General features: G+C 33.8%; 8 protein-coding genes. 6 read left to right on the top strand and 2 right to left on the bottom strand.

Annotated elements, in window-relative coordinates; genetic code table 11:
• Window positions 1-12 precede the first annotated feature (12 nt).
• From NBT05_RS04615 to NBT05_RS04590, 6 genes are read left to right on the top strand one after another with little or no spacing between them, the layout of a single operon-like run.
• On the top strand, window positions 13-1,665 hold the full coding sequence (locus NBT05_RS04615) for a DUF6734 family protein (RefSeq protein WP_265772281.1): 1,653 nt from the start codon (window positions 13-15) through the stop codon (window positions 1,663-1,665).
• Window positions 1,628-2,542, top strand: coding sequence for a DUF6734 family protein (locus NBT05_RS04610; RefSeq protein ID WP_265772280.1), 915 nt, complete (start codon window positions 1,628-1,630; stop codon window positions 2,540-2,542). Before NBT05_RS04615 ends, NBT05_RS04610 begins: the two co-directional genes overlap by 38 nt.
• Window positions 2,543-4,147: a contractile injection system tape measure protein gene (locus NBT05_RS04605; protein WP_265772279.1), complete on the top strand. Its 1,605-nt coding sequence runs from the start codon at window positions 2,543-2,545 to the stop codon at window positions 4,145-4,147.
• A 53-nt stretch (window positions 4,148-4,200) separates the two neighbouring features.
• Window positions 4,201-8,370 (top strand): hypothetical protein, encoded by a 4,170-nt coding sequence (locus NBT05_RS04600; RefSeq protein ID WP_265772278.1) that lies wholly within the window; start codon window positions 4,201-4,203, stop codon window positions 8,368-8,370.
• A 48-nt stretch (window positions 8,371-8,418) separates the two neighbouring features.
• Window positions 8,419-9,261 carry an N-acetylmuramidase family protein gene (locus tag NBT05_RS04595; protein WP_265772277.1) on the top strand — a complete coding sequence of 281 codons (843 nt, stop codon included), beginning with the start codon at window positions 8,419-8,421 and terminating at the stop codon, window positions 9,259-9,261.
• Window positions 9,239-10,600 (top strand): ATP-binding protein, encoded by a 1,362-nt coding sequence (locus NBT05_RS04590; protein WP_265772276.1) that lies wholly within the window; start codon window positions 9,239-9,241, stop codon window positions 10,598-10,600. Before NBT05_RS04595 ends, NBT05_RS04590 begins: the two co-directional genes overlap by 23 nt.
• A 192-nt stretch (window positions 10,601-10,792) precedes the next feature.
• On the opposite strand, the gene NBT05_RS04585 is transcribed toward NBT05_RS04590, so the two are convergent.
• Window positions 10,793-11,767, bottom strand: coding sequence for an ABC transporter ATP-binding protein (locus tag NBT05_RS04585; RefSeq protein ID WP_265772275.1), 975 nt, complete (start codon window positions 11,765-11,767; stop codon window positions 10,793-10,795).
• A gap of 18 nt (window positions 11,768-11,785) precedes the next feature.
• A complete protein-coding gene (locus NBT05_RS04580) occupies window positions 11,786-13,936 on the bottom strand; it encodes a prolyl oligopeptidase family serine peptidase (RefSeq protein WP_265772274.1) in 2,151 nt (716 codons plus the stop codon).
• Window positions 13,937-14,208: the final 272 nt, after the last annotated feature.

The following is a 14,208-nucleotide window of genomic DNA, read 5'->3' as shown; positions in this document are numbered from 1 at the left end:
AATATAAAATAGATGAACAAAATTGTTTATAGTTTCTGGACCGCACCTTTACTCAAAAGATGGGCCAAACATAAAAAAAATCATAATATTGAAGACATCTTGCAGTCCTCAATCAACTGCTTGTACCTTTCTGTTTTATTTGCTAAAAAATGGGGGTTTGAAGTAGAAATTGTAACAGATTTAGATAGTGTTAATCATTTTCGAGACCTTCCAATCGACAATCTTTCTATAGAGCTTACGTTTTTGGATTATAATAGAACATGGACCAAGGGTAAGATATTTGCTATTGCAAAACAAAATAGGCCATTTGTTCATATGGATTGGGATGTTATTCTTAGAAAAAAAGAAGTAGCCAATCAAGTACGACAATGCACGTCTGATGTCATCGTACAAAGCATAGACACCTTAGTTTTTGAAGATTACCTGGCTAAGAGTAATGATATTACATTCGAAGATGTAAAAAACATTAAATGGCTTGTTGATTTTAAACTACATGCTGTTGAAGAAATTATTAGAACCTACGATGCAGTTTGTAATACAGGAATTGTAGGGTTTAATGATATGAAGCTAAAAGATTCATATGTATCAAATTACTTAAAATGCCTTGAGGTTTCAGATACAACTACATGGGTAGATTCTTCTCGAGTGATAGATCAGTATTCTCTATATTGTTCTGTAAAGGCTAATAATTCTAATGTTGAGCAGATATTGCCTGATAAAGATACCCTTCAGGAAACGGCTAATGCCATTGGATACACCCATTTTTCGCACATTAGTAAATATACGAGAACAGTACAAGACAAAATCATAAATAAGATTAATGAAGAATTTCCCCAGTATGGTTATTTGGTAAATTCAAAGAGTACAATAGAAAATCCGATTAAATTAAGTCTATGCACGGTTGTAATGAATCGCTTTGATCATTTGGTGGCTACATTAGAAAATAATGTAAAGGTTGCGAGACAATTTAGAGGGCAAGTAGATGTAAATGTTTTGGATTATAATTCTACTGATGGATTAGAAGCCTACCTATTTAATCAAGATTGGTTCGTTCAAGGTGTAAAAGATGAAGTAGTGCATTACTACAAGAATACTACAGCAAAATATTATCACAGAACATTGCCCAAAAATGTGATCCACAATTTGGCAAAAGGAGAATATCTAATTAATGTAGATGCTGATAATTACGTAGGACTTAGTTTTTTGACATATTGTATCACTGTTGCCGAAAATGAAAAGAATTTCTTTCTAAGACCTACATTACCAAGCGCAAAAGGTAGTCTTGGTCGTATTATGGTGCATCGGGATGACTTTAAAAAACTGGGAGGATATAACCTTAAAATTTCAAATTATGGTTATGAGGATACAGAGTTTTCGTTGCGATTACGAAAATTAGGAGTAAAAAAAATAGATACCCCGCCTCATTTGTGTCAGGATACTATAGACCATGGGGATCATGAGAGAATTGCGAACGAAAAACCTAGAGACAAAGTACGTTTTGATGATGCGTTAGAAGATTCTGATTATGAAAATAAAATGATTGATTTTGAACTTTGTCCAAATACTGACCAATCGTCTGATATTGATTTGTATAAAATTGATCATACAAAAAAAAGAAATAAAGTATATGACACCAGTACACCTACTCTGGACAGAGCCATTTAAGAATAACCATAAAAAAATAGAATCGTGTATTCATATGTTCTTAAGTGCTACCAAGATCAAAGAGGTCTATGGCGGGGTTCATATTATTACAGATAGATATGGTGAGTATTTGGTAAGAAATCTGGGGTTACCCTATGATAAAGTGCATTTAGGACTAGATCAGGCAACACCTGATTTTACTTTTCCGGATGCAAAAGTTATAGCATACAAACTATTGTCTGATGCTATTCCGGGATATCTGTATTTCGATTTTGATGTGTTTATAACCAAACCGGTACCCCAAAAGGATATTATTGTTCAGTGTGATGAAGGTGCAACACCATATCCGTACCGAATTTATAAGTATTTACGGGATAAGGGAATTGAATTTTGTTTCGATTATGCACTCAAAGATTTGAGGTTTTTTAATATGGGATTGTTTCGATGTTTAGACAAAAGCATTATCTACGAGTATTACGAATCTTATTTTACCACAAAGTATAAAAATCAATACGTAAAGCTCGATGACGTTCTTATCCCACAGTATGTAATGTTTTTAGAACAAACCTATATTTATAAAGTGTTGCAAAAAAATGGATTATTAGATCAAGTATATGAACATTATCCACGACATATCAATCAATTTAATGATGTAGAATTGCATATCGAACTGGATAAGGCAAATGCAATTATGGACGCCTATCATAATACTGATTTAGATTTTGAAGGATATTATCACTCACCTTCTGATATTAATAATATAGAAAAAACAGGATATACACATTTAATGTATTTCAAAATCGAGGACAAAGTGCTAGAAGATGTAGCTGAATATGCCTTCAAGAATTATCCAAAAAAGTTCGCAAAATTAATGGTAAACATGAAATGCCTTTGCTAAATGATGAAAACGGAAAAATATATCATCAATAAAATGTATCTAGAAGTGAATACGACCTCTAAAGAACAAGGGTATCGTATTAAGGATAATCTGGATTCATTTTTGAAAGAAGAAGTTTTTCCTGCAATAGAAAAGAAGTTGAAAACCTTTGAAAAGCAAGTTGCGAACAAGATATTACGAATCGATAAGTTGGACTTCGAGATTGAGTTAAAAAATGATTTTAAATTAATAGATGTAAAACAAAAGGTAGTTACTGGCATACAAAATTCAATAAAAAAACAACTTCAAAAGTCTAAAAGCCAAAGTTTACAAGATGATATTAAATGGACTGAAGAAGAAAATTTAGAATTGTTTAATACCGATAGTAATGCCGCCAGAGCTCTGATGTATTTTCTCGAAAAAGGAACTTCTCCTTGGTGGGGCAATAAAGAACTATTTGCCTTTTTGTTTGATGAAAAGGCGCTAGAAGAAATACTTCAAACTAATAGTTTGGTAAGTGTTTTTTACGAAAAGTTGAAGCAAAAAAAGATTAGAAAACGATTTGTTCAACAATTCTCTGATATAGCCATAAAAAAGACGCTGAGTGAAGTTTTTAAAACACCGAAGACAACTATCCTTAATCCTCAGAAATTAAATGTTGAATTTGACGTATTTATAACTTCGGTTTCACTTGAGTTAAGACTTGAAATTTGGGATGAAATTATTCAATTTTTTCAAACTAATAACATTCAGAAGTTTTATAAAACACTGTCTAATCAAAAGGAGATTCTGATAAGAGCACTTTATCAAAATCAAGACCGTATACCCGATAGTAATAGTAATGTAAATGAAATAGATAAAAAGGGAAAAGGAGAGCTTTCCGCAATTGATAAACAGAAATTATATTGGTTAGAAACCGTAATTAAGTCAATTGAAAAAGAGTTTCCCAAGATTCGAAATAAAATTTCTAAAGACGCTAAAAATAGGGAGAATATTGTTAAAAAAATACCTGAAGAGTCTACAGAAACAAAGGAAGAAATTATCATCACAGAAGAGAATGTTAGCACAACACAATTCGATAAAACCAATAGGCATCAGGAAGAATTCGCTAAAAATGAAGATAATATCACAGAAGAAGCATATTATATACAGAATGCCGGTTTAATTCTGATTCACCCATTTCTAAAAAACTTCTTTGAGCATTGCCGATTAATTAATGATAAAAATAAAATAAGCGATCCAGAATTGGCAATTCATTTATTGCATTATTTAGCTACCAAAGAAGAAAAGCAACCCGAACATCAAATGATGTCCGAAAAGTTTTTATGTAATATTCCATTAAATCAATCAATAAATAGAAATATAGAGATTTCTCAAGAATTTAAAACGCAATCCGAGGAGTTACTTGAGGCCATGATCCAAAACTGGGGGGCACTTAAAAATGCATCTTCAGATTTAATGCGTAATGAGTTTCTGCAAAGACCAGGCAAACTTATCTTGAATGGTAAAAACCCTAAAATTATTGTAGAAAGAAAGACTCAGGACATTCTTTTAGATCAATTACCATGGAATATGAGTATTCTTAAACTACCATGGAAGGATAAACTAATCTTTGTTGATTGGTAGAGAATACATTTAGTACATATAGAAAGAAAATATAAAAAATATATACACAAATCATGATCACAAAATTAGACAAAATAGAGCCAGGTTTTAGAAGATTTTCGAGAAGTCAATTTTTGACAGACAGCCATCTTAACCAAATATTTGATCATTTTGATGATCAGATACGGCTATCCCGGGTCAATCTGAGCGGAGTTGGTATTGTCTGCGGCTTTGAGATAAGCAGCACTTTTGGCGTGATAACGATAAATCAAGGATTAGGAATTACTACAGATGGAGACTTACTGCATCTCTATAAAGATATTAAGGGTAATAAAACAATTGATTTTCCAAGTATTGATTACCGGTATTTTAAGATATATGATAATAGTAAATCTAATTATTTTCCATTTTTTTTTCATAATGAAGCTCAAATCGAGTTATACGAGTTACTTACCACAGATGAGGATAGTGAGACATCGAGTCTAATAAATTTCTCAAATGATGGAAGACCTGCCCTCGAGGATATGGTTGTATTAATTTATATAGAGAATTATGAACGAAATATTAACCAATGTAGTAGCTTAAACTGTGATGGAGAAGGTATTGATGTAGTTGCAAATTATCGAGTACTTCTAACAACAAAAGCTAATGCAGCATTAATTAATAGCCATGATAGTACTATTAATAGAATAAATTATCATAAACTGTATTACCAGCTTCCAGAAGTTTTACTTCCAAAAGTTATTGTTGAGCTTGAAGACTTTGAGGATTTTAATACGCTTATAGATAAATTAACTTCTCCTTTTTCAAATACAAAAGTATTAGATGATTTGCTGATCGGATATAAAACGATATTTGAAACGTTAAAATTGTCAGATCTTGGTACAGAATTTGAAAATCGCATAACTACGCTCTTCGATCCAGATTCAGGTCAACTAAGACGACCAGATATTCAATATAGGTATGATCTTCTAAAAGATATAGTGAATACCTATCAAGAAATAAAGAGGATAATGCTAAAGCTGTCTTCTAGAATTTGTTATGCTAACTTAAGTGATTTTCCAAAACATTTGATGTTAGGAGAGTTAGTCAATGAAAAGAATTGTTACGATTGTCGACATGGTTTTTATAAATCTGTGGCACATACCGCAAAGGCGGGTAAAGGATGTTTTAATTGTGATGATGCCAACAGCAATGGAGATGGTGGGCTTACGGTATGCTATGATATTCACGAACCTGAGCAAAAATTATTTAGCCTTTTATTAAGAACATTAAAACAATTAGAAGGCTATAATCTTGTATTTGGTGAGGTTAAAATTACGCCATCAAGACTGCTTGGGGATTTAAGTCAAAAGGCAATCCCTTTTTATTATAAAGTAGACGAAGAGCTAATCAAGCTATGGAATTTTGATAAATCAGCAAAAAAAATAGAAAAATCAAATGTTAGTTATCATAGAGATTTATTAGATTCGGATAACCCATTAACATTATGTGTTGATAAAGATTTCTACCGAATCGAAGGTCATCTGGGACAAGATTATAAACACGTCATTGAAGAACTCAAAAACCTTAAAACACAAAATGCTGTAAGTTTTAATATTGTGGCGTTACGTATTTCTAATCCCATAGGATTAATCGGTGGTGAAGTAAGAAGAGAAGCAGAAGGTACAGTTGCTACACGATTAACTGAGCTACGAGAACTTGCAGAAGATTACACCTCATATTATGTATCAAGAAGACCGGGTCTTGAACATAAAGCCGGGGTTACACCAAAAGGAACTTTTGTACTTGTTTTTCTGGATGATATTGCAGTGCTACCAGGAGGCGGTGAAGGAGAAGGAGGACTATCTCGCAGACGAGAGCTATCTTCACCGGCCGTTCGTATGGAACTTGCCACAAATCCTGTGATTGCAGATTTTATGGTGCCATATGTATGTTGTGACGAAAGTGTTTTAAAATTAGAATTACCAGTAAGTACACTTTGTTTTGGTAGCGATACAGAACCTATTCCTTTTAAAGCAAGTCCAACAAATGGTTTTGTAACAGCAGATATACCCAGAGGTCTTAATGGAGGAGTGATAAGAGATGATAAGGGAGATTCTTATTTCGATCCAAATATGGTTAGCCCAGAACTCATAAATACACCTATACGTTTTGAACTAAATAATCAAGATACAGAAGCCGTAATCACTATAAATCGTTTACCAGAACCCATAGTAAGTACTGCGGTGGTTTACGATAATCCATTTAGAACAGAAGTTACCGTTACCTATACGGTTTCTGGGTTGTTTTTAAATGAGATAGAAGAGTTTGAGTGGGACTTCTTAGGAGACGACACTTTTGTAAATGACGAACCAAAGGCTTCGGGCAATGTAGTGAGGCAGTATCAAAACTCTGTTGAATCGGCACCTAATACGATTATCCCTAAGTTAAGGGTAAGATCCAGGTTTTGTGAAAATGAAATCAGTATCGATCCAATTACTTTTGAAGATCCGATTGTTATAGAACTTGATTTTGATAGAAATAAATTATGTGTGAATCCAGCAGATTGTGATATATCAATTCATATTGCTCTCACAGTTGATGAGTCTGGATCAATAAGAGAAGAAGAGATTCCTAAAATTAAGAATGGACTTACCACTTTTGTAAATGATCAGGAAGGATCGAATAATTTTATTTCTTTAATAAATATGAACGATACTATTGGACAAGATGAACCGCCATCCAGGATTATTCCAGAAACCAAAATTACAACCTCTAATAAGGAGCTTTTCTTGCAATGGATCGCGGAGTATCGAACTACGGGGAATGTTGTTCCTAGCGGAGCTGCTAGTTGGGCAAACGCTCTCAATTATATAAATACAGGATTAAACACCATCCCGGATATTGTCATTGTTATTGCCAATGGTTCTGTAGGTGATTTTGATATATTAAGGAACAAGATACAACAGTTAAGGGCGAAAACTCACATTTTCTATTATTGCTTGTCTGAAGGATCTTATGTAACTCCTGGAAATACCAGTGAAAATTTAGTACCCTCCCTTACTCAATTATTAAATAGAACCCCTGTATTGAGTCAACCGGATTTTTCGGATATTGATAAAACCGATTACTTCTCGTTTACAAACTTTGGTCAGCTTGGAAACTTTTTAAATAATTTAAAACAGATTTTAGATACCGCCATAGGTTGTATAGAAACAGTAAATATTACAGCATTACAACCAGCAGATGGATTAGTGGCAACTGTGGGTAACACTCCGTATTCAGGCTTGCAAATTCAAGATCGAATAATAATAAACCCAAAAGAATTTACTGCTTTTGGAGAGAGTATTGAATTTACAGTAGATGGATTTGATACAGATGAAACTTTACTCGTAGAAAGAGCTCCAGTAAATGTAAATTTTGAAGCTACTACTATTACGTATAATGATGATAAAACAGAAGCAACGGTTACTTTTCAATTTAAAGGACAATTTTTACCAGATTCACCTAAAATAGAATGGGATTTTGGAGATGGAAGACCTACTCAGCAAGGAACATCATTTATACAACAATATACCTATACCAATTTATCAATTCTAAAAGATAGAACTGCGATAGTAAATGCTACAATCGACAACCAAGTTTGTATGATAATTTCGGAGACCGTTCGGGTGGTTTTTGATAAGGTCAAGGAAGTTTTCCTATCAATTGTGTCGTCATTGTGTTTAGACGGCAGCGAGGATACAGGTATATCAATACCATTCAGTGTAATCCCTGCGGATGGTAAAGTAAGTGCTGTAAGACGCATGAATGGGATGCGCATAGGAACTAATGAAATTACTTTTATACCAACTAATTTTGTCAATTATGATATCCCAATTGCATTTACTGTAGATGATCAGCCTGTAATGGTAACTATTACCGTTGCCAAAAAGCCATCTCTTACCATTGTAGCCAAAATAGCACCTATACCGATTGGGGATGAAGATATTGATGCTACCAAAGGAGATGTTTTAGGTTCGGAAGGGAATTTTATTGAAAGAGAATTATATGTTTTTAATATAGAAAATTTAAATCAGTTTAATGAAGAAAAATTCACTTATTTATGGAGTTTTGGAGACAATGATACCTCAACAGAAAAAACTCCAACCCATCTCTATAGATATAGAAATAATGTGACCGTTGAGGTTATTTTAAAAGTGTCTGATGGTATTTGCGATGCTGAAATTAAACAAAAAATAAACCTTTCTATTAGCGCTTAAAAAAAAGGATCAACCACTTCATTGTTGTATAAAATTAAAAGGATATAAATGAGAACAATACGATACCGCTCTAGAGGACAAGAAGTACATTATCTCGAGGAGATTTTAACAAAGTTAGGCTATACCGTATATGTGTCGAATTATTTTGGTAAAGATACCAACAAGGCTGTAAAAGATTTTCAGTCTAAAAATAATTTAGTTGTAGACGGCATAGTAGGTCTTAAATCTTGGTCAAAACTTATCGAAGCAGAAAAAAAACTAACCGCATTTAATGATAAATTTTTATCGGAACAAGATATTCAAGATTTTGCAGGTCAGTCTGGATTGGAACTTGCGATGGTAAAAGCCGTGAATGAAGTGGAAAGCAGAGGCAAGGGCTTTTTATTATACGGTAGACCTGTGATTTTGTTCGAAGGACATGTATTTTGGCGAGAACTGGAAAAAAGAGGTGTTAATCCAGCTCAATATGTGTCTCAACATACCGCAGACGTGTTGTACAAAACATGGAAAAGAACACATTATAGAGGAGGAGCTGGTGAATATGACAGACTGGAAAAAGCTTCGGGGATCTCGGATTTACCGGTATTTCATGATGCAGCCTATTGTTCTTCCTCTTGGGGGGCTTTTCAGATCATGGGGTTTCATTATAAACATTTAGGATATGCATCTGTAGATCATTTCGTTTCTGAGATGTATCAACATGAACGAGAACATCTTAAAGCTTTTGGCAAATTTATCGAAAAAACATCTTTTAAAGGCAAAAAATTAATTAATTGGATCAAGGAAAAGAATTGGGCCAGATTTGCTGAAGGTTATAATGGTCCAGGCTACAAGAAAAATAAATATGATCTAAAATTAAAGAATGCTTATGTCAAGTACAGTAATGGTTAATACCATCCATAAAGCTGAAGTACAAACCTTATTTCAATATCTTGAAGGCTACCTTAAATATAGATTGGGGGTAGATTTAAAAAAAGAAAATGAAAAAGCACCTCAATTGCATTTAGGTTCTAAGGAATCCCCTTTGGGATCCTTTATTAGTAATCATGAATTGTCCGAGGTGGAAGTACTACTATTGTTACTGGCACTGGCTCCACATATCACACCTTCTTTATTACAACAAATAGTTTCATCCTATTTTCCAGAGGGCGGGCAATTTGTGAAATTTGGTGGAGTCACAGGGAAAAACTATAGAGGTATTATCCCTACTGGAGAAACAGCATTGTATATGATGGCAGGTGATGATGTAAATGAACGATTAGAACTGATAAAATATATAAGTACTGGATCCAGGTTATTTAATGAAAAAATACTTTATATAGAAAGTGTTCCCATAGGAGAACCTAAAATGAGCGGTAAATTATGTATTGATGAAGAGTATTTATCATTGTTTCTTTTGGGAAAAGTTTCAAAACCAACACTTAGTCAAAATTTTCCGGCTAGTTTAATTGATACCAGATTAGAGTGGGAAGATCTGGTACTTCAGGAAAAAACATTAGATCAAATTCGTGAAATAGAAATTTGGTTAAAGTATAATGAAGTATTAATGGATCAATGGAATATGAAAAGTAAAATAAAACCTGGGTATAGAGTATTGTTTTATGGTCCCCCAGGTACGGGAAAAACGCTGACAGCAAGCTTACTGGGTAAATATACCAATAGAGATGTATACAGAATAGATTTGTCTATGGTCATCTCAAAATATATAGGTGAAACAGAAAAAAACTTATCTTCTCTTTTTGATAAGGCTGCAAATAAGGATTGGATCTTATTTTTTGATGAAGCCGACGCCATTTTTGGTAAAAGAACCAATGTTAGAGATGCGCATGATAAATATGCTAATCAAGAAGTCTCCTATTTATTGCAGCGTATTGAAGCACATCCTGGATTAGTAATTTTAGCATCTAATTTTAAAACAAATATTGATGGGGCATTTACCAGAAGGTTTCAAACTATTATAGAATTTCAGTTACCCGGAGCGGATGAACGACTCAGATTATGGAAAAATATACTTCCAAATACGATCCAATTAGAAAATGAAGTTTCTTTGGAAGAAATTGCAAAAAAATATGCAATCACCGGTGCAAATATTGTAAATATTGTACAGTTTTCGTGCCTTAAAACAATAGCAGGCAAAGATAAAACAATCAATTTAACTTATCTACATGAAGGATTGAAAAAAGAATATAATAAAGAAGGAAAAACAATTTCGATTTCTCCTTTAAAGTAAGGTTGCTATAATTAGTTAAAAGAAATGTAGAGCAGGGTTTTACCTATATTTGCCTAGTTTTTTCATTGCTAAAATTTCTAAAACCCCAGTAAATGGGTGCTATAAGAGGCAACCTGTGGGAGTAGTTAACCCGGGGATCGCTTTTTTATAGAAGTTTGTAAAAAAATAATAAAATGCCTAATCTCAGCTCAATTATTTTAAAATTCTGGATAACACCAGTTCCTTAGGAATTTGAAATCCTATAAAGTCCCCTTCTACAAAGGTGACAGGCGAATGAATAAATAAAATCTTCTTATCAAAAACAGCTTCAATCAGGTAGTGGCTACCATTAAAATAGGAATTTCTAACTTTGGCTTTATAAACACTCTTGGGCTGTAAAATAATTTCATGCGGATAGATTAAGGCAATTACATCTTTACTAATTTCAGTATATAAAAGATGTGCATTTATCTTATTTACTTCACCAAATAAAGAAGCAATATAGTAACTACCAGGATTTTGATACAACTGTTTGGTATTTTTTTGGATTATTAATTCTCCACTTTGTAATACCAGTGTTTGCGAAGCAAAAGATAAAATATCTGTTTGGTCGTGGGTAGCGGTAATGCTGGTAATTTGATTTCGGGTTAAGTAGGCATACAAATTTCGTCGTAAAGAACTCCTTCTAAAATTATCAATATTACCGAAAGGTTCGTCTAGTAACAGTAATTCCGGTTTTTTAGCTAATGCTTTTGCTAGAGCTACCCGTTGTTTCTGTCCTCCACTCAATTGTTCAATTCGAGTGTTGCCATATTCTTGTAATTCGACAATGTCTAATAGTTCACTAACCCTTCCTCTTTTTAATTTTATATCTGTATTTGAAAGATAATACCCTATATTTTCCGCAACGGTCCTATAGGGTAAAAGTTCAAATCCTTGGGATAGGTATTTCATACTTTCTTCTCCCGGGATTAAGTGATACCGGGGGCCTAAAATAGGTTTGTTATTCCAGGACAGCTTACCTTCTGCGGGGTCTAATATTCCATAAATCAGTTGGAGTAACGTACTTTTACCACATCCACTTTCTCCAATCAGTGCAATGTGATCTCCTTTTTTGATGGAAAAACTAATATGCTTTAACACCTTAGTCTCTTTATAAGCAAAAGAAAGGTTATGTACCTGTAACATATATAATAATAGTTATAACTATTGTCCCTGTGATAATTTTTGAGTAATAACCGGTAATTCTTTAAACCCCATATTATATAAAGTAAACCCAAAGATATCGGCGTATTGTTCAATTGTTTTTGAAGTAGGGGTACCTGCTCCATGACCGGCATCGGTTTCTATTCTGATGAGTACAGGAGCTTCTCCGGTCTGGTGTTCTTGTAATGTAGCGGCAAACTTAAACGAATGTGCCGGAACTACCCGGTCATCATGGTCACCAGTGGTTACCAGGGTTGCCGGATACGCTGTTTTTTTAACCGCATGAACGGGTGAATACTTTTTTAAATAGTCAAACATTTCTTTACTGTCTTCTGCAGTTCCGTAATCATAAGCCCATCCTGCTCCGGCGGTAAAAGTATGATAGCGCAACATATCCAAAACACCTACGGCGGGAAGTGCTACCTGCATTAGATCCGGGCGCTGGGTCATTACGGCTCCTACTAACAAGCCACCATTAGAACCACCCCGAATAGCCAAAAATTCTTTGGAAGTATATTTTTCTTGAATAAGGTATTCACCTGCGGCAATAAAATCGTCAAAAACATTTTGTTTCTTCATTTTAGTACCGGCAAGATGCCATTTTTTTCCGTATTCCCCACCCCCTCTAAGATTTGGAACTGCCAGAATACCTCCCTGCTCCATCCATAGGGAGTTGGATATACTAAATGCCGGGGTTAAACTAATATTAAAACCTCCATAACCATAAAGCATCGTTGGGTTTTTACCATTTAATTCAATCCCTTTTTTATGAGTAATTATCATCGGTATTTTAGTACCGTCTTTTGAAGTATAGAATACCTGTTTACTAGTATACTGATCACTGTCAAATTTAGATTTGGACTTACGGTATAATTTGGTTTTTTGAGTTTTTAAATTGTAAGAGTAAATAGAAGAAGGCGTATAGTAGTTAGTAAAATTGTAATACATAATCGTATCTTCTTTTGTACCTCCAAAACCACTGACACTTCCAATACCAGGCAATTCAATTTCTTTAATTAATTTACCCTGATGATCATATTGGAAAACTTTGGAAATGGCATCATACATGTACTCCGCAAACATAAAGCCACCCCCGATGCTTATGGTTAGTTTTTGTTCTTTTTCCGGAATTACATCTATCCAATTTTCTACTGAAGGGTTTTTAATATCTGTCTTAACCACTTTATAATTCGGACTATTCAAATTTGTCATTAAATATAAGGTAGAACCTTCTGAAGTAATTACGTAGGTATCACTATTTTCAGTAGGTAGGATAGGAACAAAATCAGATTTGTCATTATTTAATTCTTTAATATACAGTTTATTACCCGAAGTATTATTTGTCAAACTAAGTACTAAATATTGTTGATCCTCAGTAACATAACCTCCTACATACCTGTGCTTTTCATCCGGGGTACTTCCGTAAAGAACCTGATCTTCTTTTTGAGAAGTACCTAGTTTATGAAAATATAATTTATGCTGATCGGTCTTCGCCGAAAGTTCGCTTCCTTCCGGTTTATCGTAACTAGAATAGTAAAAACCTTCATTTCCTTTCCAGGAAGTACCGGAAAATTTAACATTAGTTAGCGTATCTCCAATAATTTTACGGGTTTTAGTATCCATAACCAAAACTTTACGCCAGTCACTTCCTCCTTCTGAAATGGTATAGGCTGCAAGGCTTCCGTCTTTAGTAAATTCCAGCGAACCTAAAGAAACCGTTCCGTCTTTACTAAAAGCATTAGGATCTAGAAAAAGTTCAGGAGTAGCTCCGGGTTCTTTAAAACGAAAAATTACATACTGATTTTGAAGCCCGGTGTTTTTTCTGAAATAATAATAATCTCCTTCTTTTACAGGAGCAGAAACCGTTTCATAATTCCAGATTTCGGTTAATCTATTTTTTAAAGCATCCCGGTACGGTATTTTTTGCAGATAAGATTGGGTAAACTGATTCTGTTGTTTGACCCAGGCTTCGGTTTCAGGACTACGATCGTCTTCTAACCAACGGTAGGGGTCTTCAACCTCTGTATTAAAGTAAGTATCAACTACGTTTCCTTTTTTGGTTTCGGGATAAGATAAAGACTTGTTCTGTTGGGCATTCATAACAAACGATAAAAATAGAATAAGACTAAAAGTAAAGAATGAATTTTTCATGATTTTGAGTGATGATTTAGCTATAAAAAGCATGTTTACATAATCCGTTAATTTCTTACAGGGAATATAAGAAGTTTCTGGGGTTGTAACTAATATGAATTGAATAAAATTACTTAGTAAAGATCAAAGACCCGCTTGCGGACGGGCAGGTCGCTATCGCTTCTAGAATCAAGACTAACTTTTACAATATTGAAAATCAATATTATAAAATCATTCACGTTAAAAACACAAATTACTTTTAAAAAACAGCTTCTAAATAATGTACAGTTTTA

It is taken from the genome of Aquimarina sp. ERC-38 (assembly GCF_026222555.1).
Classification (GTDB): domain Bacteria; phylum Bacteroidota; class Bacteroidia; order Flavobacteriales; family Flavobacteriaceae; genus Aquimarina.
Note: the sequence above shows the minus strand (reverse complement) of the source record. Positions and strands in the feature narration are given on the sequence as shown.

Excerpts from the sequence above, each read along its gene's own strand:
- NBT05_RS04595 (WP_265772277.1), top strand. The coding sequence starts at position 8,419 with ATGAGAACAATACGATACCGCTCTAGAGGACAAGAAGTACATTATCTC.
- NBT05_RS04615 (WP_265772281.1), top strand. The coding sequence starts at position 13 with ATGAACAAAATTGTTTATAGTTTCTGGACCGCACCTTTACTCAAAAGA.
- NBT05_RS04610 (WP_265772280.1), top strand. The coding sequence starts at position 1,628 with ATGACACCAGTACACCTACTCTGGACAGAGCCATTTAAGAATAACCAT.
- NBT05_RS04600 (WP_265772278.1), top strand. The coding sequence starts at position 4,201 with ATGATCACAAAATTAGACAAAATAGAGCCAGGTTTTAGAAGATTTTCG.
- NBT05_RS04590 (WP_265772276.1), top strand. The coding sequence starts at position 9,239 with ATGTCAAGTACAGTAATGGTTAATACCATCCATAAAGCTGAAGTACAA.
- NBT05_RS04605 (WP_265772279.1), top strand. The coding sequence starts at position 2,543 with ATGATGAAAACGGAAAAATATATCATCAATAAAATGTATCTAGAAGTG.
- NBT05_RS04585 (WP_265772275.1), bottom strand. The coding sequence starts at position 11,767 with ATGTTACAGGTACATAACCTTTCTTTTGCTTATAAAGAGACTAAGGTG.
- NBT05_RS04580 (WP_265772274.1), bottom strand. The coding sequence starts at position 13,936 with ATGAAAAATTCATTCTTTACTTTTAGTCTTATTCTATTTTTATCGTTT.